Origin of the sequence: Tardiphaga sp. vice304, assembly GCF_007018905.1 — a bacterium.
In the GTDB taxonomy this organism is placed as follows: domain Bacteria; phylum Pseudomonadota; class Alphaproteobacteria; order Rhizobiales; family Xanthobacteraceae; genus Tardiphaga.
In genome coordinates this window covers 439,809-462,667 of the sequence record NZ_CP041402.1, presented here as the reverse complement: position 1 = coordinate 462,667, position 22,859 = coordinate 439,809, and the positions used below count along the sequence as shown (strand labels likewise).

Here is a 22,859-nt window from a genome sequence, read left to right as displayed (position 1 = left end):
CTGCAGAGATATCAACGCCGAGGATACCCCATGCTGACCGCCGCCACCCGCGCGCTTTCACAAATCCTGTCGCCGCCGATGCGCAGCATCCTGTGGAAGTCGATCGGGCTGGCGCTCGTGTTGATCGTCGTGCTGGGCATCGGCCTGCAGCGGGCGCTGAGCTGGCTGGCCACCTCCGGCGAGATCTGGGCCGAGTCGATGCTCGGGCCGGGCTTCCACGCCACGCTCGATGTACTCGCCTGGATGCTGTCGATCGCCGCCGGATTGGGCGTGCTGGCCGGCGCGATCTTCCTGATGCCGGCGATCACCTCGCTGGTCGCCAGCCTGTTCGTCGACGACATCGCCGAGATCGTCGAGCGCGAGCACTATCCGGCGGAGCACCCCGGCGCGGCGCTGCCGTTCGGCATCGCGCTGACCGAAGGCGTCAAGACGGCGCTCCTGACCATCGTGGTCTACCTGGTCGCGCTGCCGTTCGTCTTCCTCGCCGGCGCCGGCTTCGTGGTGTTCTACCTTGCCACCGCCTGGCTGCTCGGCCGCGAATATTTCGAACTCGCCGCGATGCGGTTTCGCACGCCGGCCGAAGCCAAACTGATGCGCCAGGCCAACGGCATGACGGTGTTCATCGGCGGGCTGATCATCGCCGCCTTCGTCTCGATTCCGATCGTCAACCTCGCCACGCCGTTGTTCGGCATGGCCTTCATGGTGCATCTGCACAAGAGACTGAGCGGACCGCGGCCCGAGCTGATCGAGCCGACACGACGCGCGCGGATGCCGGTGAGCTAGGATCGGACCCCACCGCCGTCATTGCGAGGAGCCCTTGCAACGAAGCAATCCAGTTCTTTCGGCGCGTGCGGCCTTCTGGATTGCCGCGTCGCTTCGCTCCTCGCAATGACGTTGATAGGACGGCGCGTCACGCCTGCACCGTCTTCTCCGGCCAGCGGCACAGATCGTTGATCAGGCACAATTCGCAGCGCGGCTTGCGCGCCAGGCAAGTGTAGCGCCCGTGCAGAATCAGCCAATGATGCGCGTGCATCATGAACTCGTCGGGAATCACGCGCATCAGCGCGAGCTCGACGTCCAGCACGTTCTTGCCCGGCGCCAAATTGGTGCGATTGCCGACGCGAAACACATGCGTATCCACCGCCATCGTATGCTCGCCGAACGCCATGTTGAGCACGACGTTGGCGGTCTTCCGCCCGGCGCCCGGCAGAGACTCCAGCTCGGCACGCGTGCGCGGCACCACGCCGCCGAATTCGGCGATCAGCTTTGCCGACAGCGCGATGACGTTCTTTGCCTTAGTGCGGTACAGGCCGATCGTCCTGATGTAGTTGCGGACCTCCTCCTCGCCGAGCTCCAGCATCTTCTGCGGCGTGTCGGCGATGGCGAACAGCGCGCGCGTCGCTCTGTTGACGCCGGCGTCGGTGGCCTGCGCCGACAGCACCACGGCAACCAGCAGCGTGAACGGGTTGACGTGCTCCAGCTCGCCCTTCGGCTCCGGATTGGCCTCCTGGAACCGGGAGAATGCCTCATGTACCTCTGCGGCCGACCAGGGCTTCAGCTTTTTGGGCTTTTTGGCCGGTGCTGGTTTCGGCAGCGATTTGCCGGCAGACTTCGCCGGCAGCTTGCGGATGATTTTTGCCATCAACGGGGTATACTGACAGGCCATGACATCGGGCAACGATTTTGACGCCGAGGCCGAACCGGAATTGTTCTCGGCACTGCTCCGTCCGCACCGCGCATTGAGCCGCACCGGCTTTTTCGTGCTGATGGGCTTCGTCTGCACGGTCTCCTTCGCCGCCGGGCTGACGTTCCTGATGATGGGCGCCTGGCCCGTGCTCGGCTTCTTCGGCCTCGATGCGCTGGCGATCTGGTGGGCGTTCCGCGTCAATTACCGCCGCGGCGACGCCACCGAGGAGATCACCGTCACGCCGTCCGAAATCCGGGTACGGCGGGTCAGCCATCGCGGCCATGTCGTGCAATGGGTGCTCAATCCGCTGTGGGTGCAGCTCGAACAGATCAGCCACCCGGAATTCGGCATCGAGCAACTGTTTCTGGTCTCGAAGGGTCGCCGCATTTCCATTGCGCGGTTTCTCGGCGCCGAGGAAAAGGCGAGCTTCGTCAAAGCTTTGCTCGCGGGGCTACAGGCCGCCAAACGGGGCCCGACGTATAATCCCGTCGCATGAGCGGGAATCGGAAATCGGGTGGTTCACGGGCAACGCCGGGGCTACATCCGACGCATGATGAACCCCGCCAGCACCATGCTCATGACTGAGCCGCAGCCGACCCGGCCGGGCGCGCAGGACGCAGCCCTGCGCGACTACGACAGCGTGCGACGCGCGATCGGGTTCATCTCCGAGCACTGGCGCGCGCAGCCGGCGATCGAATCCGTCGCCGAGGCCGCCTCGGTCACGCCGGACGAGTTGCATCACCTGTTCCGGCGCTGGGCCGGCCTGACGCCAAAGGCCTTCATGCAGGCGCTGACGCTGGATCACGCCAAAAGCCTGCTGCGCAATTCCGCCAGCGTGCTCGATGCCGCGCTGGATTCCGGCCTGTCCGGGCCGGGCCGGCTGCACGATTTGTTCGTGACCCATGAGGCGATGTCGCCCGGCGAATGGAAGACCGGCGGCGCCGGCATGGAGTTGCACTACGGCTTCCACCCCTCGCCGTTCGGCACCGCCATCGTGATCGCCAGCGCGCGCGGCCTGGCTGGCCTCGCTTTCTCCGATCCCGGCGAAGAAAAGCCGGCATTCGAGGACATGGCGCGGCGCTGGCCGCGCGCGACCCTGATCGCCGACCAGTCCGGCACGGCGGCGATGGCACGGCGCATCTTCGACGCCAGACTATGGAAGCCGGAGCAGCCGCTGCGGGTGCTCTTGATCGGTACCGATTTCGAGGTCCGGGTGTGGGAGACGCTCTTGAAGATCCCGATGGGCCGCGCCGTCTGCTATTCGGACATCGCGAGCAAGATCGACAGCCCGAAGGCCTCGCGCGCCGTGGGTGCTGCGGTCGGCAAGAACCCGATTTCCTTCGTGGTGCCGTGCCACCGCGCGCTCGGGAAATCCGGCGCGCTGACCGGGTATCACTGGGGCATCACCCGCAAGCAGGCGATGATCGGCTGGGAGGCGGGGCAGGTGGGGGCGGGATGATGTCGCCACAATCCAACCGCCGTCATCCTGAGGTGCTCGCCGATTTCGGCGAGCCTCGAAGGATGCGGCCACGGGCGACGGCAGTTGCGACCATCCTTCGAGGCCGCCACGTACCGGCTTCGCCGGTTCGTGACGGCACCTCAGGATGACGGCAGAGTTTTTTAGCCCGCCAGATCCAGCTTCGACGCGACCGTCGAATCCGCGTTGAGCCGGTAGATGATCGGCACGCCGGTCGCGAGTTCGCGGGCCAGGATGCCTTCCGGCGACAGCTTCTCCAGCACCATGATCAGCGCGCGCAGCGAATTGCCGTGCGCCGCGACCAAAGTCCGTTCGCCGCGCAGCACGCAGGGCAGGATTTCCTGAACGTAGTACGGCAGCGTGCGGGCCAGGGTGTCCTTCAGGCTTTCGCCGCCGGGCGGCGGCACGTCGTAGGAACGGCGCCAAATGTGCACCTGTTCCTCGCCCCACTTTTCGCGGGCGTCGTCTTTGTTGAGGCCAGAGAGATCGCCGTAGTCGCGCTCGTTGAGCGCGAGATTGCGCGTGATCGACAGGCCGGTCTGGCCCATCTCTTCCAGCGCGAGATCGAGCGTGTGCTGCGCGCGCGACAGCGCCGAGGTGAAAGCGACATCGAACACCAGCCCCTGCGCCTTCAGCTTCTGCCCGGCGGCCTTGGCCTCAGCGATGCCCTTCTCGGTGAGACCGGGGTCCTTCCAGCCGGTGAACAAGTTCTTCAGATTCCATTCGCTCTGGCCGTGACGGACGAGCACGAGAAGACGGTCGTTCATTCCAAATTCCGTTTCTTGTTAGAGGTCGCCAGCCCAAGACATCGCCAAGACATCGCCTAGAGATCACCTAGAGATCGCCGAGTCCGAGCACGTCGGCCATCGAATAGTGACCGGGGTTCTTGCCGTGCGCCCACATCGCGGCCTTGAGCGCGCCGTGCGCGAAGATCATGCGATCCTCGGCCTTGTGCGAGATCTCGAGACGCTCATAGGGGCCAGCGAAGATCACGGTGTGGTCGCCGGTGACGGTGCCGCCGCGCAACGATGCAAAGCCGATATCGCCGGTCTCGCGCGCGCCGGTGATGCCGTCGCGGCCGCGCGCGGAATGTTCGTCGAGCACGATGCCGCGGCCGGCCGCGGCAGCTTCGCCGAGCATGAAGGCGGTGCCCGACGGCGCGTCGATCTTGGCCTTGTGGTGCATTTCGAGGATTTCGATATCGAAGCCGTCGCCGAGCGACTGCGCCATGCGCTTCACCAAAGCGGCCATCAGGTTGACGCCGAGGCTCATATTGCCGGCCTGTACCACGATCGCCTGCTTGGTCACGCTCTTGATCACCGCATCGTCCGACGCCGACAGGCCGGTGGTGCCGATCACATGGACGATGCCGCGCTGGGCGGCGATGGCGACATTGGCGATGGTCGCGGCGGGCACGGTGAAATCGAGGATGCCATCGGCCTCCTTCGACATCGTCCACAGATCGCCCGACAGCTTGACGCCATTGGCCGGCAGGCCGGCCAGCATGCCGCAATCCTGCCCGAGCAGTTCGGACGTCGGCGCTTCCAGCGCGCCCACGACCACCGCGCCGTCGGTTTCGGAAATCGCGCGGATCAGAGCGCGCCCCATCCGCCCGCCGGCGCCTGCCACGATCAATCGCATATCGGTCATGTCATGCCTTTCAAGCTGTAGGGGCGATATAACGTTGCAACGCCCCTGCGGCAACCGCTCGTCGCCGTCGTGGTTACGGCTGTGCGCCGTCATAGCCTTCGATGATCACCATCTCGCCTTCGGAATGCGGGCTGCGCATCGCCACCAGGCGCTGGTATTCCGGGGAATTGTAGCAGGCCAGCGCGGTCGCGTAGTCCTTGAATTCCAGCACCACGTTGCGCGAACGCGACGAACCCTCGCGCGCCTCGTGCTGCCCGCCGCGCACGAGGAATTTGGCGCCGAACTGGTGAAACACCGCGCCGTTCTGCGCGACGTAGTCCTTGTAGCCATCCATGTTGTGCACATCGATGCGCGCGATCCAGTAGCCCTTGGCCATCATTATCCCCCTGTGTTGTTAACCGAGCGCCGCCGTGATCTCCGCCACGATTGCTTCTGCTGCCGCCTTCGGATCGGCCGCGGCCATCACCGGTCGGCCGACGACGAGATAGTCCGAGCCTTCCTGGATCGCGCGGGTCGGTGTCATGATGCGCTTCTGGTCGCCGGTGTCGGAACCCGCCGGCCGGATGCCGGGGGTGACCAGGCACATTTCCGGCGCGATGATCTTGCGCAAATTAGCCGCCTCTTCGGCCGAGCAGACGATGCCGTCAACCCCGAGCGCCTGCGCCTGCTGGGCTCGGACCTCGACCAGATCGCGGACGCCGAGCTGATAGCCGGCCGCCTTGAGGTCGTCATTGTCGTAGGAGGTCAGCACAGTGACCGCGAGGATCTTCATGGCGGTGCCGCGGCTGGCCTCGACCGCCGCCTGCATGGTCTGCGGATAGGCATGCACGGTGAGAAATGTCGCTCCGAGCTTCGCCACGCTTGTGACGCCGCTGCCCACGGTATTGCCGATGTCGTGCAGCTTGAGGTCGGCGAAGACTTTCTTGCCGGCGTCGGCGAGCTTGCGGATCAGCGGAAGGCCGCCGACGTAACCCAGCTGGTAGCCGATCTTGTAAAACGTCACGGCATCGCCGAGCCGGGCAATCATCGCCTCGGCGGCGTCCACATCGGGCAGATCCAGCGCGACGATCAGGCGGTCGCGCGGATCACTGACTTGGATCGTCATCTCGTCTCACTTCATCTGCTGCGCGACATCGACCAGTTGCCGCAGCATCGCTTGCAGCGCGTCGATGTCGCCGGAATGTTTCAGCCGGTCACTGTCGTCATAGGCGTCATCGGCATGCGACAGCGCAAGCTGGTTCGGGATCACCAGCGCGCGACAGGACGACAGCACCAGACGCAGCGCCTGTAGGCAGCGTGTGCCGCCGAGCTTGCCGCTGGACGCCGCGGCGATCGCAAACGGTGTTTCGCGGTAGACCTGCCCGGGGGTTTCGCCGGAATCCTGCACGCGCGACACCCAGTCGATGGCGTTCTTCAACAGCGGCGGCAGCGAGGCGTTGTATTCGGGGGTGACAATCAGCACGCCATGATGCGCCGATATCATGCGCTTCAATTGGACCGCGGGCTTCGGCACGCCGGACGCACTCTCGAGGTCGCCGTCATAGATCGGCAGCGGGAAATCGCCGAGCGAGATTTTCGTGGCGTCGACATCGAGCCGCGCGAGCCCGTCAACGGCCGCCGCCGCCAGCCGTGCATTGAGCGAGCCGGTGCGCAGCGAGCCGGGAATCACGAGTATTTTCAGCGCAGCCATGGGTCCGATCGCATTCGCGGGGCAGGATTGAACTCGTAATCGATTGTTGAAGTCTGGCACCGCCCGTGCGCCCCCTCTCCCCATTGGGAAGAGGGCTGGGGTGAGGGGGCACCAGCCTATCGATAGTCCGCAACCCCTCACCCGGCCGGCTTCGCCGACCGACCTCTCCCTACGGGAGAGGTGACAAAACGTCGGCGCTGATGCCAATCAGCAACCAGAACTAGCCCTTGCGATACACCCAGACGCGGGCCGGCGGAAGGTTCATCCAGATCCGCTCGGACGCTTCTGTGGATACGCCGGGCAGGGTCTTGGGGATCGGCGGGGCCACCGAATAGGTGAACTGCACAAAGGGTGCGCCGGGCGACATCGCCGCAAAGGCATCGCGGATCAGCTTCAACCGCGTCATCATCGGCTTGGTCACCAGCGGCAGGCCGGAGACGACGGCGGCGGCCGGCTCTTTCAGGACCTTCCACAACGTGTCGCGCAGCGCATAGGCGTCGCCCTGCACCACGGTCGCTTCCGGATAACGCTCGCGCAGCAGCGCGCAAAAGGTGGGGTTGAACTCGACCAGAACGAGCCGCTTCTGGTCGATGCCATGGGCCAGCAGCGCGGTGGTGATGGCGCCGGTGCCGGGGCCAAGCTCGATCACCGGCCCCTTGCCATCCCGATCGACATATTGCGCCATGGTACGGGCCAGCACCTTGCCCGATGGCATCACCGCGCCCATGTGCAGCGGTTTTTCGATCCAGGATCTAAGAAACCGAACCTCATCGTCGAGACGGGGGGGTTTCTTCAACGCACGCGCGGACGATCGCTGTGGCATGTCGCTTCCAGGCGGTCCGCGGGACGGCGGATAGTCAGAATTTTGTCATACAGAGGTACAGCCCGCCGCTGACACGGTCAAGCATTGCGATCTCAGGAGCCGGCGCGAGCGCCGAAGAAGTCCTTGACCTTAGTAAAGAAACCAGCGGCTTCTGGTTGCGTTGCACCCGAAGAAAGTTTGTCGAATTCGGCAAGCAGCTCCTGCTGCTTCTTGGTCAGGTTCTGCGGCGTCTCGACCACGACCTGGACATACATGTCGCCCATCTGGCGCGAGCGCAGCACCGGCATGCCCTTCGACGCCACCCGGAAGCGGCGCGCCGACTGGGTGCCGGACGGCACCTTGACCTTGGTGCGGCCGCCTTCGATGGTCGGCACTTCGAATTCGCCACCCAGCGCCGCGGTCACCATCGAGATCGGCACGCGGCAATGCAGGTCGGCGCCGTCGCGCTGGAAGAAGTCGTGCGCGGCCAGTGACAGGAAGATATAGAGGTCGCCCGCGGGCCCGCCACGGGTGCCGGCCTCGCCCTCATTGGACAGGCGGATGCGGGTGCCGTCCTCGACGCCCTGCGGAATATTGACCGACAGCGTGCGCTCGCGCTCGACGCGACCCGCACCTTCACACGCCTTGCAGGCGTCTTCGATGGTCTGGCCGCGACCCTGACAGGTCGGGCAGGTGCGCTCCAGCGTGAAGAAGCCCTGCGCCTGACGGACCCGGCCCTGGCCGCCGCAGGTCGCGCAGGTCTTCGGCTTGGTGCCGGGCTTGGCGCCGGTTCCGGAGCAGACCTCACAGGTCACCGCGACCGGGATCTCGATCTGAGCGGTCTTGCCGGCGTAGGCCTCTTCCAGCGTGATTTCCATATTGTAGCGCAGATCGGCACCGCGCTCGCGGCCGCCGCCACCGCGCCCGCCGCGCTGTCCGGCCATGCCGAACAGGTCCTCGAAGATATCCGAGAACGACGAGGCAAAGCCGGTGCCGAACCCCGCGCCGGCGCCGCCATGTCCCTGCTCGAAGGCGGCGTGACCGTAGCGGTCATAGGCAGCACGCTTGTCGCCATCCTTGAGCACCTCATAGGCCTCGGCGATTTCCTTGAACTTGGCTTCGGCGGAGGAGTCGCCCTGATTCTTGTCGGGGTGCCACTTCATCGCCAGCTTGCGGAATGCGCTCTTCAGCCCCGCATCGTCGGTGGTGCGCTCGACTTCCAGGGATTCGTAATAGCAGCGCTTGATGGTGGACATCGATCAGATCGCCTTATTGGTCCTCATCGCGAGGAGCACGCAAACACTATGCGTCAAGCCAGATTGCATTCTGGGGCTTCACAAAAATGGCCCCCACCCGACGTGACGCATGATGCGAAACGGGGGCGGGAGCCATGATTTGTTCGCCTATCAGGCCGACTTCTTCGGCTTGTCGTCATCGACTTCCGTGAACTCGGCGTCGACCACGTCGTCCTTCGCCGCATCCTTGGCCGCGTCGGCCTCGGCCTGCTGGGTGTACATCGCCTCGCCGAGCTTCATCGACGCCTGCGCCAGCGTGCTGGTCTTGGTCTTGATCGCCTCGGCGTCGTCGCCCTTCAGCGCTTCCTTCAGGTCGGCCATCGCATCCTCGATGGCCTGGCGTTCGGGCGCGGCGACCTTGTCGCCATGCTCGGACAGAGCCTTCTCGGTCGAATGGACCAGCGCATCGCCGTGGTTCTTGGCATCGACCGCTTCACGACGCTTCTTGTCGTCGGCGGCGTTGGCTTCGGCGTCCTTGACCATCTTCTGGATGTCGGCTTCCGAAAGACCACCAGACGCCTGAATGCGGATCTGCTGTTCCTTGTTGGTCGCCTTGTCCTTGGCCGACACGTTGACGATGCCGTTGGCGTCGATGTCGAACGTGACCTCGATCTGCGGCATGCCGCGCGGCGAGGGCGGAATGCCCATCAGGTCGAACTGACCGAGCGCCTTGTTGTCTGCCGCCATTTCGCGCTCGCCCTGGAAGACGCGGATGGTGACGGCGTTCTGGTTGTCCTCGGCGGTCGAGAACACCTGGCTCTTCTTGGTCGGGATCGTGGTGTTGCGCTCGATGATGCGGGTGAACACGCCGCCCAAAGTCTCGATGCCCAGCGACAGCGGGGTAACGTCGAGCAGCAGCACGTCCTTGACGTCGCCCTGCAACACGCCGGCCTGGATGGCGGCGCCGATCGCGACGACCTCATCCGGGTTGACGCCCTTGTGCGGCTCCTTGCCGAACAGCTGCTTGACGACTTCCTGGACCTTCGGCATGCGGCTCATGCCGCCGACCAGCACCACTTCGCCGATCTCGGCGGCGGTCAGGCCGGCATCCTTGAGCGCCTTGCGGCACGGCTCGATGGTCTTCTCGACGAGGTCCTGCACCAGCGCCTCGAACTTGGCGCGGGTCAGCTTCATCGTGAGATGCTTCGGACCCGACGCGTCGGCGGTGATGAAGGGCAGGTTGATTTCGGTCTGGGTGGTCGACGACAGCTCGATCTTGGCCTTTTCAGCGGCTTCCTTCAGGCGCTGCAACGCCAGCTTGTCGGAGCGCAGGTCGATACCCTGCTCCTTCTTGAACTCGTCGGCGAGGTAGCTGACGAGGCGCATGTCGAAATCTTCACCGCCCAAGAACGTGTCGCCGTTGGTGGACTTCACTTCGAACACGCCGTCGCCGATCTCGAGAATCGAGACGTCGAAGGTGCCGCCGCCGAGATCGTACACCGCAATGGTGCCGGCCTTGGTCTTGTCGAGGCCGTAGGCCAGTGCGGCTGCGGTCGGCTCGTTGATGATGCGCAGCACTTCGAGTCCGGCGATCTTGCCGGCGTCCTTGGTGGCCTGACGCTGGGCGTCGTTGAAATAGGCCGGGACCGTGATGACGGCCTGATCGACCTTCGCGCCGAGATGGGCTTCGGCGGTCTCTTTCATCTTCTGCAGGATGAAGGCGGAGACCTGCGAGGGCGAATACGACTTGGCATCGGCCTCGACCCAGGCGTCGCCGTTCGATGCCTTGACGATCTTGTAGGGGACGAGCTTCTTGTCCTTCTCCACGGTCGGATCTTCGTAGCGGCGGCCGATCAGGCGCTTCACGGCGAAGATGGTGCGCTCGGGATTGGTCACCGCCTGGCGCTTGGCCGGCTGGCCGACGAGGCGCTCGCCATCGTCGCTAAAGGCGACGATGGACGGCGTCGTGCGCATGCCCTCGGCGTTCTCAATGACTTTCGGAGACTTGCCATCCATCACAGCCACGCACGAATTCGTGGTGCCGAGATCGATTCCAATGACCTTTCCCATGGTCCTCATACCCTTCTTTTTGCGGCAGGTTGGCTGGGCCCTGACGGCGCACCAATCCAGACCCCCAATAATCAAATGCTCGCGATATTGCGACGGTAGGCCTCATATAGGAGGGGGGGTGGGGGCTGCAAGGCACCCGACAGGCCCAAAGCCCATGAAACCATGACTCAAAGTGGAAATTAATGTGCCTGCCCCGGGCTGATTTACCTTGCCACGCGACCGATCGGCGCGGGCTGCGAACGGGAACGGTTTTGTGGCTTGATCTGTTGCTGGAACGGGGCGACCGTCGGCTGTCGGGTCCCGGCCCTGTGCCGCCATGCGGTTATGTCGATCAGCCTCCATAGAAACCAGCAGATCACCATGAAACATCAAGCGCCCCTGTTTGCCCTCGTCCTGATCGCCAGCGCGATCGGCCAGGTCTTTTCATCCGCGCGGGCCGCCGATCCGGTCTACCCGCGCGGCATCCGCGTCGGCATCACGCCGCTGGTCGGGATGGCCCCGGCCAAGGCCTTCGTCGGCTTCGAGACCTCCGACCAGGGCGTCAAGGTATTGATGACCGAACTGCCGGCCGCGGCCTTCGCCGAAGTCGACAATGCGCTGAAGACCAATCCGGCGGCCATGCCCGTCAAGCCCGAGGGCATCGAGACCGGCGCGGGCCGCGGCTACTACACCGTCGAGAACGCCAAGGATCCGACCGGGAATGTCCGTCGCTATTCGATGATCGTTGCCGGCCCCACCTTCTCCGGCTACGTCGCCGTACAGGTGCCGGAAAACGCGATGCGGATCTACACCGACGAGGCAGTTCGGCAGATGTTTGCCTCCGTCACCGTGCGCAAGGACGTGCCGGTCGACGAGCAAATGGCGCTGTTGCCGTTCAAGGTCACCGAGATAGGCGAATTCAAGAATATACGAACGCTGCCGCCGGGCGGCGCCCTGCTGCTGGCCGATGCTGCGGACGAAACCAAAACCGAGGCTAGCCCCTATATCGTGGTCGGCACCGTCAGCTCCGCGCCGGAAAAGGCCGAAGACCGCGTTCGCTTCGCGCAGCAGGCGGCAGGGATGATCCCCGGCCTGCGCGATGGCCGCATCACGATGTCGGAGCCGATCCGGATCGACGGCGCGCCGGGCTTTGAGACCCGCATCGAGGCCATCAGCGGCAAGGACAATACCCCGGTGACCGTTGTGCAGTGGCTGCGTTTCGGCGGCAGCGGCGGCAATGCGATGCGTATCGTCGCCTCGTCGCCGCGCGACGAATGGCCGAAGGCGTTTCCGCGCTTCCGCGCCGTGCGCGACGGCATCGAGCCGCGCTGAATCTTGCATCAATCGCGTCGGGTGAGAATCGCGACGCGATTGACGGTGTCGGCGAGGCGATAGTCTTTCAGCAACAGCGCGACATCCGGATGCGCGGCAAGCCAGGCGCTGCCGCGGCCGGTGAGGTCATCGACCAGCACCACGGTGGGCTTCATCCGCCTTATATCCTCGACCAGCATCGCGCGTTCGCGCGAGGCATGGGCATCGAGCGCCGCTTCACGATCCGGCGACAAGGGCCCGTTGCGGCGCAGATAGTCGGCATAGGTCGCGACCCACAGGCCCTGCTGCCGCGACACCCACCTGCCGCCGAGCGCCCGGACCAAAGGATGGCCGATGCCCGGTTCGCCGGAGATCGCCAGCACCGCGGGATGCGGCCCGAGCCGCGCCACCGCCGCCTGCAGCGGCCGTGCGTCGAAGGCGACGTCGAACCACAGCATCGACCTGGCAAAGACGGCCGCCAGCAACAGCAGCGCCGCGCCGCGCCAGACGCGACCGAAACGACCATCCGGCACGTAAGCCGCCAGCCCAAAACCCAGGCCGAGCAACGCCAGCGCCAGCATCGGATAGGAATGATACGGCCAGCCCTTGCGCTGCAGCAGATAGACGACGGCAAACCCGGCAGAGCTCGAGAGCAGCACCAGCAGCGCCGCGCCGGACCGGCGGCGGCCAAGCAGTCCGGCCGCCAGGATCGCAATCGCCCACAATGACATCGCCGGCCGGTCGGGCATTTCCGATAGCGACAACCCGACCGGCAAATAGACGTCGCGCAGCAGCGGCAGGATCACCGTGACATATTCCGGATACAGCACGACCGTGCCGGCCAGATACAGCGCCGCAAAAGCCACGGCGAGCAGGTTCTCCGGCGTCGCCACCAGGCGCCAGTTGCGGGCATGAACACATGACGCCGCGACGGCACAGCCCAGTCCGATCCCGAATTGCGGCTTGAACGCCAGCGCCACCGCCGCGCCGAGCCCGCCGACCAGCACCGCCCACCTCCGCGGCGCCTCCTGCTGCATCCGCCGCGCAATCAAAGCCAGCATCGGCAGCAGCACGATGACCGCGATATGTTCGCGCTGCCCGAATGTCTGCGCCGGCAGGATCGCCAGTACCGCAAAACCAAGCCACGCCAGCGGCCAGCGCGGCAGGCCCTGCAAGACCGCAGAGGTTCTCAGGATCTTTGCGACGATGGCCAGGGATCCCAGGATGGCGGCAAACACCAGACCGTCGACGACGATCTCTGCCTGCACGCCGAGCGCCCCAGCCAGCCACACTGCCGGCAGATAGGCCAGCACCGCAATCGGCGGATTGGTCTCGATCACATCGACATAGAGCCGCCCGCCGGACAGCATTTTTCCGGCGGCGGTGAGCAACCAGCTCACATCGGTATTCGCCGCCACCGCATGGCGAAGCCACAGCGCGGCGGCGAACAGCAAGGCCAGCGCCAGCCACGGCAATACCGCGGCAGCGATGGCCGGATCCTTCCGCTTGGTGCGGGTTTCAGCTTCGATCTGGATGGTCATGGCGGCGTCCCGCGGAACTGTGAAAACGCTAGTGACGCGCCGTTAACAAGCTGTTGCGCCGCGCTGCAGGCCCGGCGATCTTTACGGCACCGCGGCGAGGTGATTTGCTGCGCTATCCGACAGGGGAGAGCCAGCATGATCGACAGACGTCAGCTTGTTGCAGGGATGGGCGCGGCCGCAGCATTGGCGATGGCGCCGAAGGCGCTGTGGGCCGCCGGCAAGATCAGCCTCGATCGCACCTCGGTGCTCTTGGTGATCGACGTGCAGAACTGCTTTCTGCCGGGCGGCAGCCTGGCGGTGAAGGACGGCGACAAGGTCGTCCCGGTGATCAACGCGCTGGCGAAGAAATTCCCCGACGTGGTGCTGACGCAGGACTGGCACACGCCGGGCCACGCGTCGTTCGCGTCAACGCACGCCGGCAAGAAGCCGTTCGAGACCATCGACCTGAAATACGGCAAGCAGGTGCTGTGGCCGGACCATTGCGTGCAGGGCACCGACGGCGCCAGCCTGTCGAAAGACCTCGCGATTCCGCAGGCCGGGCTGGTGCTGCGCAAGGGCTACAATAAGGACACTGACAGCTATTCGGCTTTCAACGAGGCCGACGGCCACGCCACCGGCCTCGCCAGCTATCTGAAGGCGCGAAAACTGCAGCGGGTGTTTCTGGCGGGGCTGGCCACCGATTTCTGCGTAGCATGGTCGGCGCTGGATGCCCGCAAGGCCGGCTTCGACGTCTATGTGATCGAAGACGCCTGCCGCGGCATCGACACGCAGGGCTCCTTGGCCAAGGCCTGGGCGGACATGACCAAAGCCGGCGTGAAGCGGATTCAGTCGGCGGATCTGGTGGGATAGAAGCTAAGTATCATCCCGCGCGACGGAGGCAATGCTCCCCTCCCCCTTGCGGGGAGGGGTCGGGGGTGGGGGTGTCGCGGGCGACGGCGCTTGTGGCCCCCCACCCGACCGGCCTTCGGCCGGCCACCCATGGCGGACGAATTCGTCCGCCAGACCGCAAGGGGGAGGGGAAGAAAGCACGCGTTTTGTAGCGATTACTCCGACGCGGCGGTCTTGGCGCCGCCCTTCGACACCGCGACCAGGGCCGGGCGCAGCACGCGCTCGCCGATCGTGTAGCCGGCCTGCACGACCTGCACCACGGTGCCGGCGGGCACCGACGTATCCGGCACTTCGTACATCGCCTGCTGGAAGTTCGGATCGAACTTCTCGCCGGCCGGATCGAATTTCTTGACGCCGTTCTTTTCCAGCGTGTTGTGCAGCGAACGCTCGGTGAGTTCGACGCCTTCGATCAGTGCCTTGATGCCGGACTCGGCCTGGGCCTTGGTCTCGGCGGGCAGCGCATCCAGCGCGCGCTGCAGGCTGTCGGCGATATCCAGCACTTCGCGGGCGAAATTGGTGATCGCATAGGTGCGGCCGTCGGCGATCTCCTTCTGCGTTCGCTTGCGCAGGTTTTCCATCTCCGCCAGCGTGCGCAGCATCTTGTCGCGCGATTCAGCGGCTTCCTTGGTCAAGGCCTCCACCGAGTTCGGCTCCGGATCGTCCGGCATGATGTAGGGCTTGGAGACCACCGGTTCGGCGGGCTGGGCCTGCTTTTCGGGATGCTCGTTGGACCCGTTGGAATCAGTCATCACGCTGCCTTCTCAAAAAACGCTCGAATTGTGGGGTGCTGCGCCGGATATCGTGGTTTGCAGGGCAAAAATCAAGCTTAACCAGCCGGTCAGCCGCCCAGCATGCGGCTGACGATGCGCGCGGCGTAGTCCACCATCGGGATCACGCGGGCATAATTCAGCCGCGTCGGCCCGATCACGCCGAGCACACCGACGATATGGCCGGCGCCGTCGCTGTACGGCGCGATAATGGTCGAGGAGCCCGACAGCGAGAACAGTTTATTTTCCGAGCCGATGAAGATCCGCACGCCCTCGGCGGTCTCGGCGCGGCCCAGAAGGTCGATCACCTCACGCTTGCTCTCCAGATCGTCGAACAGCGACCGGACCCGCTCGAGGTCCTCCAGGGCATGGAGATCCTCCAGCAGATTGGCCTGGCCGCGCACGATCAACTGGCGCTCGTCATTATTGCCACCGGACCAGCTGGCGATACCGGCGGAAATCACCTTCTGGGTCAGTTGATCCAGCTCGGCACGGTTCTGCGCCAGCGAAGTCTCCAGCTCCAGCCGGGCCTCGGCCAAGGTGCGGCCGCGAATCCGCGAATTGAGGAAGTTCGACGCCTCCGTCAGCGCCGAGGACGGCACGCCGGGCGGCAGCACCAGCACGCGGTTCTCGACCTGGCCGTCCTCAGCCACCAGCACCACCAGCGCCTTTTCCGGCTCCAGGCGGACGAATTCGATGTGTTTGAGCCGCGAATTGGACTTGGCGGTGAGCACCACCGCCGCGGCGCGCGTCAGGCCGGACAACCGCGTCAGCGCCTCGCCGAGCGCGGTCTCGACCGATTGCGGACGGTCAGCGGAACTGAGCTGCGCCTGGATTGACTGCCGCTCCGGCTCGGTGAGGTCGCCGACCTGCATCAGCGCATCGACGAAAAAGCGCAGCCCCAGCTCGGTCGGCAGCCGGCCGGCGGAGGTATGCGGCGCATAGATCAGGCCGAGCTGTTCGAGGTCCGACATCACGTTGCGGACCGAGGCCGGCGACAGCGGCACCGTGATCAGCCGCGAAATATTGCGCGAGCCCACGGGCTCGCCGGTAGCCAGGTAGCTTTCGACAATCTGGCGGAAGATCTCGCGCGAGCGCTCGTTGAGCTGGGCGAGGCCGGCATGCGGCGAGATCAGGCCGATCGGATCGTGATGGGCCAAGGGGCAACTCCTGTGATGGACCCTAATTTGTCGCTCCGGAGCCCGACTTACAAGCACCCATTGCAGCAGAAGGTCTGCGGCGCCCTTGCTGCCGCCGCCCCACCCACCTAAAAGCACGCCAATCTACGTTTTTGACGATTTGAGAAGGATTTTCCCATGCGGCCAAGCCGTCGTGCGCCCGATGAACTGCGCGCCGTGTCGCTGGAACGCGGCGTGGTGAAATACGCCGAAGGCTCCTGCATGGTGAAGTTCGGCGACACCCATGTGCTGGTGACGGCGACGCTGGAAGAGCGCTTGCCGCCATGGCTCAAGGGTCAGGGCCGCGGCTGGGTCACCGCCGAATACGGCATGCTGCCGCGCGCCACGCTGGAACGCACCCGGCGCGAGGCCGCCTCCGGCAAGCAGGGCGGCCGCACCGTTGAGATCCAGCGCCTGATCGGCCGCTCGCTGCGCGCCGCGGTCGATCTCGAAGCGCTCGGCGAACGCCAGATCACCATCGATTGCGACGTCATCCAGGCCGACGGCGGCACCCGCACCGCCTCGATCACCGGCGCCTGGGTCGCTCTGGCCGAGTGCATCGGCTGGATGAAGGGCCGCAACATGTTCAAGAACGGCAATGGCGACAAGGTGCTGCGCGACAACATCGCGGCGATTTCCTGCGGCATCTACAACGGCACGCCGGTGCTCGACCTCGACTACGCCGAGGATTCCGAGGCCGACACCGACGCCAATTTCGTCATGACCGGCGACGGCCGCATCATCGAGGTGCAGGGCACCGCCGAGAAGACGCCGTTCTCGCAGGACGAGTTTCTGGCGCTGATGGCGCTGGCGCAAAAGGGCATCGGCCGGCTTGTGGATTTGCAGAAGATGGCAGTCACCTGACTGCTGTAGCCCGGATGGAGCGAAGCGAAATCCGGGATTCCATTCACCCCATGCACGCTGGCCCCGGATTGCGCTTCGCTCCATCCGGGCTACGGACTAAGATTCTCCCATGGCCCAGCATCGCCGAATCACCGGCCGTCTCGTGATCGCCACGCATAATCCCGGCAAGCTGGCCGAGATGCGCGAACTCTTGGCGCCCTATGGCATCGAGGCGGTATCGGCCGGCGAGCTCGGCCTCGCCGAACCCGACGAGACCGGCGACACCTTCCAGGCCAACGCGGCCATCAAGGCGATTGCCGCAGCTAACGTCGCAAACCTTCCCGCCTTTGCCGACGATTCCGGCCTCTGCGTCGATGCGCTGGACGGCGCGCCGGGCATCCTTTCCGCGCGCTGGGCCGGCGAGAGCAAGGATTTCGCGGCCGCGATGGCGCGGATCGAGCGCCTGCTGCAGGAGCGCGGCGCCACCACGCCCGACCGGCGCAAGGCGCATTTCGTCTCCGCTCTGTGCGTCGCCTGGCCGGACGGCCATCTCGAGCAGGTCGAGGCGCATGCCCATGGCACGCTGGTGTGGCCGGTGCGCGGCGACGCCGGCTTCGGCTACGACCCCTCGTTCCAGCCCGACGGCCATACCCGGACCTACGGCGAAATGACCGCCATCGAAAAGCACGGCCTGCCGCCGCAAGGCCAGGGCCTGTCGCATCGCGCAAAAGCCTTCGTCAAACTCGCGGAGATCTGCCTTGATCCAAGCTGAGGGACTGCAGCCCGCCTTCGGCGTCTATGTGCACTGGCCGTTCTGCCTGTCGAAGTGCCCGTATTGCGATTTCAACAGCCATGTGCGGCATCAGCCGATCGACGAGGAGCGTTTTGCCCGCGCGTTCGAACGCGAGATCGCGACCACCGCGGCGCGCACGCCGGGCCGCGAAGTGACCTCGATCTTTCTCGGCGGCGGCACGCCCTCGCTGATGCAGCCGAAGACGGTTGGCGCCATTCTGGAATCGATCGGCCGCCACTGGCGTGTCTCCCCCGACGTTGAAGTATCAATGGAGGCCAATCCGACCTCGGTCGATGCCACGCGGTTTCGCGGCTACCGCGACGCCGGCGTCAACCGCGTCTCGCTCGGCGTCCAGGCGCTCGACGACGCCTCGCTGAAATCGCTCGGCCGGCTGCACAGCGCGCGCGAGGCGCTGGACGCGGTCGCGATCGCGCGCAGCGTGTTCGATCGCTATTCGTTCGACCTGATCTATGCGCGACCCGACCAGACCGCTGCGATGTGGACCAGTGAGCTCAAGCTGGCGATTTCCGAGGCCGCCGAACATCTGTCGCTGTACCAGCTGACGATCGAGGAAGGCACGCCGTTCTTCGGCCTGCACGCCGCCGGCAAGCTGAAGACCCCGAACGAGGACATGTCGCGCATTCTCTACGACGTGACGCAGGATGTCTGTGCACAGATGGGGCTGCCGTCCTACGAGATTTCCAACCACGCGCGCCCCGGCGCGCAGTGCAAGCACAACCTCGTCTACTGGCGCGGTCAGGAATATGCCGGCGTCGGCCCCGGCGCGCACGGCCGGCTTGATATCGACGGCCTGCGCCACGCCATCGCCACCGAGAAGCGCCCGGAGACCTGGCTGATGCGCGTCGAGGCCACCGGCCACGGCGTCATCACCGACGATATCCTCAACAGCGAAGAACGCGCCGACGAATTTTTGCTGATGGGGCTGCGGCTCGGCGAAGGCATCGACCCCGCGCGCTACAAGGCGTTGTCCGGCCGCGCCCTCGATCCCGACCGCATCCGCATCCTGCGCGACGAAGGCGCCATCGTGGTCGATGACAACGGCCGCCTGCGGGTGACGCAGGAGGGCTTTCCGGTGCTCGATGCGGTGGTCGCGGACCTGGCGGCGTAACTCGTTCTGTCAGCGACTCGCGTCCCCTCTCCCGCAAGCGGGAGAGGGAGCAACCTACGCCCCGAAACTCTTCGGCGAACCGGCCACCGATTGCCCACTACCGCTGGCCACGCGCATGACGGCGAGGCCGCGATCGTTGCTGCCGTCGGAGCGGAAGCGGAACAGGCCGTCGATGCCGGCGAAGCCTGAAGGATTGGTCAGCACGTCCGGCGCGAAGCGCGTGCCGCCCTGGGTACGCGCCAACGCGGCGACCAGCGCCACCGCGTCATAGGCCAATGTCGCGGTACGAACCGGCTCGGCGCCGAATTTGGTGCGGTAGCGGCCGGCAAAGGCGCGGAAGCCCGCCGGATCGGGCGCGGCATAGAGACCGCCCTGCAGCGACGCGCTGGCGAAAACCCGCGGATTGTCCCACAGGCCGGTGCCGAGCAACTGGATGTTGCGCAGATTGGCGCCGGCCGCGGTCAGCGCGTCGGCGGTGGCGACCACCGCGTCGCCGTCGTCGGCCAGGAACAGCGCGTCGGCCCCGCCCAGCGCCGCGGCAATGCGGCCCGCGACCGCCGAGCGGTCTGCGCCATATTTCTCGAAGGCGACGATGCGGCCGCCCTTGCGCGCCACGGCCTGCTTGAAGGCGGCTTCCACCACATTGCCATAGGCATTTTCCGGCAGCATCGCGGCGAAGGATTTCTTGCCGGTGCCGGCGGCATAATCGACGATGCGGTTGACGTCGGATTCCGGCAGGAAGCTCAGGAGATAGACGCCGCGCCCGGCGACGCTGGCGTCGGTCGAGAAGGCGATCACCGGCACGTTGCGGGCGCGGGTCAGATTGGCGGTCGCCGGCACCGAAAGCGCGAACAGCGGGCCTAGGATGATCTCGGCGCCTTCATCGAGCGCCTGCTGGGTGCCCTGCCCCGCGCCCTGCGCCGAGCCGGCATCGTCCTTGATCAGAAGCTGGATATTGGGATTCTGGAATTCCGCCAGCGCCATTTCGGCGGCGTTCTTCATCGATTGCGCGGCGACGCCGGCATTCCCCGACGCCGACAGCGGCAGGATCAGCCCGACCTTGACCTGGCCGGTACCGACGGCCAGCGGCTGCTGGGCCGGACCCGCCGGCGTGGCCGGACCGCCGAAACCGCTGGTCAGCGATGACTGCACGCCGGCGCAGGCGCCGAGCAGGGGGGTGCCGAGCAGCAGGCCGAGCGCCGTCCGCCGGGTCGCGCCCATGCGCGGGGTTATGGGAATGAACGGATCGGCCATCGCTACTCTTCTCTTGGCCGACCGCGGTCGGCCATCCCCCGCCGCCATCGGAATGGCGCCGGATTCAGATATATTGTCGGTGATTAGTTAACCAAAACAAAAGCGTATGTTCAGCCCTACCCCGTAACCGTCCGTTTCTGGCATAGCGGAGATGAACGCCGGCATAATGGCCTCTTTCGGGCGGGCCACCGAGAGGGCTGCCTTTACCCGGCATTTCGCTCTACATTGCCGGGATGCATCCCACACCGCTTCCAACCACCCCGCCCGACGACGTCCCGGCCTCCGCCGGCCGGACCTTCGCCATTGCCGGCCATCTGCTGACCGCGCCGAAGGCGGCGCCCGGACTGCATCTGGTCGCCACCCCGATCGGCAATCTCGGCGACATCACGATCCGCGCGCTGGAGACGCTCGCCGGCTGCGACATCATCGCCTGCGAGGACACAAGGATCACGCGCCGGCTGACCGAGCGCTATTCGATCTCGGGCCAGCTCAAGCAATATCACGAGCACAATGCCGAACAGGCGCGGCCGAAAATCCTGGAAAAGCTGGCGCAGGGCGCCTCCATCGCGCTGGTGTCGGACGCGGGCACGCCGCTGATCTCGGACCCCGGCTTCAAGCTGGTGCGCGAGGTCGCCGCCGCCGGCTTCAGCGTGATCGCCCTGCCCGGCCCGTCCTCGGTGCTGGCAGCCTTAGCCGTGGCAGCGCTGCCGACCGACCGGTTTTTCTTCGAAGGCTTCCTGCCGTCGCGGCAGATGGCGCGCCGCGCGCGGCTCACCGAGCTGTCGCGAATCGACGCCACGCTGGTGATGTTCGATTCCGGCAACCGGGTGCAGGACACGCTGGCCGATCTCGCCGGCATCATGGGCACGCGCGACGCCGCGATCTGCCGCGAACTCACCAAGATGCATGAAGAGGTGCGGCGCGCCAAAATCTCAGAACTAGCTGCGGTCGCCGGCGAGCTGGAGACCCGCGGCGAGTTCGTGCTGGTGATCGGCCCGCCGGAGGCCGGCGCGCAGGCGATGACCACCGACGACCTCGACGCCTTGCTGCGCGCCTCGCTGCAGCATGACAGCGTCAAGGATGCCGTGGCCAATGCGGTCGAACTGTCCGGCCGGCCGCGCCGCGAGATCTATGCCCGCGCCCTGGAGATCCAGAAGGAAGGCGGCGATGGCGAAGACTGACGACGCCGCGCCTGCCAAGGCCGCGCCCAAGGTCAAGAAGGCGGCCGCGCCCGAGCGCGTCGCCGCGTTCAACACCGGCCTCTCCGCCGAAAGCCGCGCCGCGGCGATGCTGCTGGCCAAGGGCTATCGCATCCTGGCGCGACGGTTTCGCACCCCCTATGGCGAGATCGACATCGTCGCCCGCAAACGCGACCTGATCGCCTTTGTCGAGGTCAAGGCCCGTGCCACGCTCGATGAAGCCGCCTATGCCGTGACGCCGCGGCAGCAGGCACGGATCAGCGACGCTGCTTCGGCCTGGCTACAGGCCCATCCCGAACATGCCGAATTAGAGCTGCGCTTCGACGTCATGATGATTGCGCCCGGCCACCTGCCACGCCATCTGTTAGCGGCATTCGACGCCAGCTGCTGACCCCCGCCCCGATCACAACCCCGGACTGACCCCATGCCCTTGAACATCGCCGTCCAGATGGACCCCATCGCGCGCATCAACCACAAGGGCGATTCGACCTTCGCGATGCTGCTGGAGGCGCAGAAGCGCGGCCACGCGCTGTCCTATTACACCCCGGACCGACTGTCGCTGCGCGGCAATGATCTGGTGGCGCCGGTGCAGAAGTTGACCGTGCGCGACGCCGAAGGCGACTACTTCACGCTCGGCGAACCCGTCCGCACCGCGATGGAAAGTTTTGACGTGGTGCTGCTGCGGCAGGACCCGCCATTCGACATGGCCTACATCACTTCGACGCATCTCCTGGAGCGGATTCATCCCAAGACGCTGGTGGTCAACAATCCGGCGAGCGTGCGCAACGCGCCGGAAAAGATTTTCGTGATGGGCTTTTCGGATCTGATGCCGCCGACGCTGATCTCGCGCGACATGGAAGAGATCAACGCGTTCCGGAAAGAGCACGGCGCGGTGGTGATGAAGCCGCTGCACGGCCATGGCGGCGCTGCGGTGTTTCGCGTGCTGCCGCAGGACATGAATTTCGGCTCGCTCTACGACATGTTCGCCGTCACCTTCAAGGAGCAGTGGGTGATCCAGCGCTTCCTCCCGGAAGTGAAGCACGGCGACAAGCGCATCATCCTGATCGACGGCGAATTCGCCGGTGCCGTGAACCGCGTGCCGGCCGAAGATGATCTGCGCTCCAACATGGTGCGCGGCGGGGCGGCGAAAGAGACCGAGCTGTCGCCGCGCGAGCGCGAGATCTGCGAGCGCGTGGGACCCGCACTACGCGAGCGCGGTCTGCTGTTCGTCGGCATCGACGTGATCGATGGCCACCTCACCGAGATCAATGTCACGTCACCGACCGGCATCCGCGCCATCGCCAAGCTCGGCGGCCCGAACGTCGCGGCGAAGTTCTGGGACGTCGTGGAAGCGAAGCGTCGCTGA

Annotated in this window: 24 protein-coding genes; 11 read left to right on the top strand and 13 right to left on the bottom strand. The window is 65.7% G+C overall.

Annotated elements, in window-relative coordinates; all coding sequences use genetic code 11:
- The first annotated feature begins 30 nt into the window (after positions 1 to 30).
- Positions 31 to 783, top strand: coding sequence for a sulfate transporter family protein (locus FNL56_RS02115; RefSeq protein WP_143571370.1), 753 nt, complete (start codon positions 31 to 33; stop codon positions 781 to 783).
- Positions 784 to 910: 127 nt separating this feature from the next.
- Here the strand turns inward: FNL56_RS02115 and nth are convergent, their stop codons facing one another.
- Positions 911 to 1,642 (bottom strand): endonuclease III, encoded by a 732-nt coding sequence (nth, locus tag FNL56_RS02110; protein WP_143571369.1) that lies wholly within the window; start codon positions 1,640 to 1,642, stop codon positions 911 to 913.
- Between the two features lie 22 nt (positions 1,643 to 1,664).
- Here nth and FNL56_RS02105 point away from each other — a divergent pair, with 22 nt between their 5' ends.
- Both FNL56_RS02105 and FNL56_RS02100 read left to right on the top strand, forming a co-directional pair.
- Entirely contained in the window at positions 1,665 to 2,183 is a 519-nt protein-coding gene (locus FNL56_RS02105; protein ID WP_143571368.1) for a DUF2244 domain-containing protein, read from the top strand.
- A gap of 75 nt (positions 2,184 to 2,258) precedes the next feature.
- Positions 2,259 to 3,146 (top strand): methylated-DNA--[protein]-cysteine S-methyltransferase, encoded by an 888-nt coding sequence (locus FNL56_RS02100; protein ID WP_246660832.1) that lies wholly within the window; start codon positions 2,259 to 2,261, stop codon positions 3,144 to 3,146.
- 161 nt (positions 3,147 to 3,307) lie between these two features.
- Here the strand turns inward: FNL56_RS02100 and FNL56_RS02095 are convergent, their stop codons facing one another.
- From FNL56_RS02095 to dnaK, 8 genes are all read right to left on the bottom strand, one after another.
- Positions 3,308 to 3,931, bottom strand: coding sequence for a 2,3-bisphosphoglycerate-dependent phosphoglycerate mutase (locus FNL56_RS02095; RefSeq protein WP_143577434.1), 624 nt, complete (start codon positions 3,929 to 3,931; stop codon positions 3,308 to 3,310).
- 67 nt (positions 3,932 to 3,998) lie between these two features.
- On the bottom strand, positions 3,999 to 4,814 hold the full coding sequence (gene dapB / locus FNL56_RS02090; protein ID WP_143577433.1) for a 4-hydroxy-tetrahydrodipicolinate reductase: 816 nt from the start codon (positions 4,812 to 4,814) through the stop codon (positions 3,999 to 4,001).
- A gap of 73 nt (positions 4,815 to 4,887) precedes the next feature.
- The gene (locus FNL56_RS02085) at positions 4,888 to 5,190 is read right to left on the bottom strand and encodes a DUF1330 domain-containing protein (protein WP_143571365.1); all 303 of its coding nucleotides are present in this window, start codon (positions 5,188 to 5,190) and stop codon (positions 4,888 to 4,890) included.
- Positions 5,191 to 5,208: 18 nt separating this feature from the next.
- On the bottom strand, positions 5,209 to 5,919 hold the full coding sequence (gene pyrF / locus FNL56_RS02080) for an orotidine-5'-phosphate decarboxylase (protein WP_143577432.1): 711 nt from the start codon (positions 5,917 to 5,919) through the stop codon (positions 5,209 to 5,211).
- Positions 5,920 to 5,925: 6 nt separating this feature from the next.
- Complete coding sequence (locus FNL56_RS02075) at positions 5,926 to 6,504, bottom strand: NADPH-dependent FMN reductase (protein ID WP_143571363.1); 579 nt, start codon at positions 6,502 to 6,504, stop codon at positions 5,926 to 5,928.
- A 220-nt stretch (positions 6,505 to 6,724) separates the two neighbouring features.
- Positions 6,725 to 7,327 carry a class I SAM-dependent methyltransferase gene (locus FNL56_RS02070; protein ID WP_143571362.1) on the bottom strand — a complete coding sequence of 201 codons (603 nt, stop codon included), beginning with the start codon at positions 7,325 to 7,327 and terminating at the stop codon, positions 6,725 to 6,727.
- A gap of 92 nt (positions 7,328 to 7,419) precedes the next feature.
- A complete protein-coding gene (gene dnaJ / locus FNL56_RS02065; protein ID WP_143571361.1) occupies positions 7,420 to 8,562 on the bottom strand; it encodes a molecular chaperone DnaJ in 1,143 nt (380 codons plus the stop codon).
- Positions 8,563 to 8,712: 150 nt separating this feature from the next.
- Complete coding sequence (dnaK, locus tag FNL56_RS02060) at positions 8,713 to 10,611, bottom strand: molecular chaperone DnaK (RefSeq protein ID WP_143571360.1); 1,899 nt, start codon at positions 10,609 to 10,611, stop codon at positions 8,713 to 8,715.
- A 360-nt stretch (positions 10,612 to 10,971) separates the two neighbouring features.
- Here dnaK and FNL56_RS02055 point away from each other — a divergent pair, with 360 nt between their 5' ends.
- Entirely contained in the window at positions 10,972 to 11,922 is a 951-nt protein-coding gene (locus FNL56_RS02055; RefSeq protein ID WP_143575984.1) for a hypothetical protein, read from the top strand.
- A gap of 8 nt (positions 11,923 to 11,930) precedes the next feature.
- On the opposite strand, the gene FNL56_RS02050 is transcribed toward FNL56_RS02055, so the two are convergent.
- Positions 11,931 to 13,442: a hypothetical protein gene (locus tag FNL56_RS02050; protein ID WP_143571359.1), complete on the bottom strand. Its 1,512-nt coding sequence runs from the start codon at positions 13,440 to 13,442 to the stop codon at positions 11,931 to 11,933.
- A 135-nt stretch (positions 13,443 to 13,577) separates the two neighbouring features.
- Here FNL56_RS02050 and pncA point away from each other — a divergent pair, with 135 nt between their 5' ends.
- Entirely contained in the window at positions 13,578 to 14,291 is a 714-nt protein-coding gene (gene pncA / locus FNL56_RS02045) for a bifunctional nicotinamidase/pyrazinamidase (RefSeq protein ID WP_143571358.1), read from the top strand.
- A gap of 194 nt (positions 14,292 to 14,485) precedes the next feature.
- Here the strand turns inward: pncA and grpE are convergent, their stop codons facing one another.
- Together grpE and hrcA are read right to left on the bottom strand one after the other, a co-directional pair.
- Positions 14,486 to 15,079 (bottom strand): nucleotide exchange factor GrpE, encoded by a 594-nt coding sequence (gene grpE, locus FNL56_RS02040; protein ID WP_143571357.1) that lies wholly within the window; start codon positions 15,077 to 15,079, stop codon positions 14,486 to 14,488.
- 89 nt (positions 15,080 to 15,168) lie between these two features.
- Positions 15,169 to 16,257 (bottom strand): heat-inducible transcriptional repressor HrcA, encoded by a 1,089-nt coding sequence (gene hrcA / locus FNL56_RS02035; RefSeq protein ID WP_143571356.1) that lies wholly within the window; start codon positions 16,255 to 16,257, stop codon positions 15,169 to 15,171.
- A gap of 156 nt (positions 16,258 to 16,413) precedes the next feature.
- Between hrcA and rph the strand changes: the two genes are divergently transcribed.
- From rph to hemW, 3 genes are all read left to right on the top strand, one after another.
- The gene (gene rph / locus FNL56_RS02030) at positions 16,414 to 17,139 is read left to right on the top strand and encodes a ribonuclease PH (protein WP_143571355.1); all 726 of its coding nucleotides are present in this window, start codon (positions 16,414 to 16,416) and stop codon (positions 17,137 to 17,139) included.
- A gap of 109 nt (positions 17,140 to 17,248) precedes the next feature.
- Positions 17,249 to 17,890, top strand: a complete 642-nt coding sequence (gene rdgB, locus FNL56_RS02025) for an RdgB/HAM1 family non-canonical purine NTP pyrophosphatase (protein ID WP_143571354.1) — start codon at positions 17,249 to 17,251, stop codon at positions 17,888 to 17,890.
- The gene (gene hemW, locus FNL56_RS02020; RefSeq protein WP_210245508.1) at positions 17,880 to 19,040 is read left to right on the top strand and encodes a radical SAM family heme chaperone HemW; all 1,161 of its coding nucleotides are present in this window, start codon (positions 17,880 to 17,882) and stop codon (positions 19,038 to 19,040) included. Before rdgB ends, hemW begins: the two co-directional genes overlap by 11 nt.
- A 54-nt stretch (positions 19,041 to 19,094) precedes the next feature.
- On the opposite strand, the gene FNL56_RS02015 is transcribed toward hemW, so the two are convergent.
- Positions 19,095 to 20,294: a penicillin-binding protein activator gene (locus FNL56_RS02015; RefSeq protein WP_143571353.1), complete on the bottom strand. Its 1,200-nt coding sequence runs from the start codon at positions 20,292 to 20,294 to the stop codon at positions 19,095 to 19,097.
- Between the two features lie 233 nt (positions 20,295 to 20,527).
- Between FNL56_RS02015 and rsmI the strand changes: the two genes are divergently transcribed.
- From rsmI to gshB, 3 genes are read left to right on the top strand one after another with little or no spacing between them, the layout of a single operon-like run.
- Positions 20,528 to 21,475, top strand: coding sequence for a 16S rRNA (cytidine(1402)-2'-O)-methyltransferase (rsmI, locus tag FNL56_RS02010; RefSeq protein WP_143571352.1), 948 nt, complete (start codon positions 20,528 to 20,530; stop codon positions 21,473 to 21,475).
- Positions 21,462 to 21,884 carry a YraN family protein gene (locus FNL56_RS02005; protein WP_143571351.1) on the top strand — a complete coding sequence of 141 codons (423 nt, stop codon included), beginning with the start codon at positions 21,462 to 21,464 and terminating at the stop codon, positions 21,882 to 21,884. The genes rsmI and FNL56_RS02005 overlap by 14 nt, the downstream gene beginning before the upstream one ends.
- A gap of 33 nt (positions 21,885 to 21,917) precedes the next feature.
- Positions 21,918 to 22,859 (top strand): glutathione synthase, encoded by a 942-nt coding sequence (gshB, locus tag FNL56_RS02000; protein ID WP_143571350.1) that lies wholly within the window; start codon positions 21,918 to 21,920, stop codon positions 22,857 to 22,859.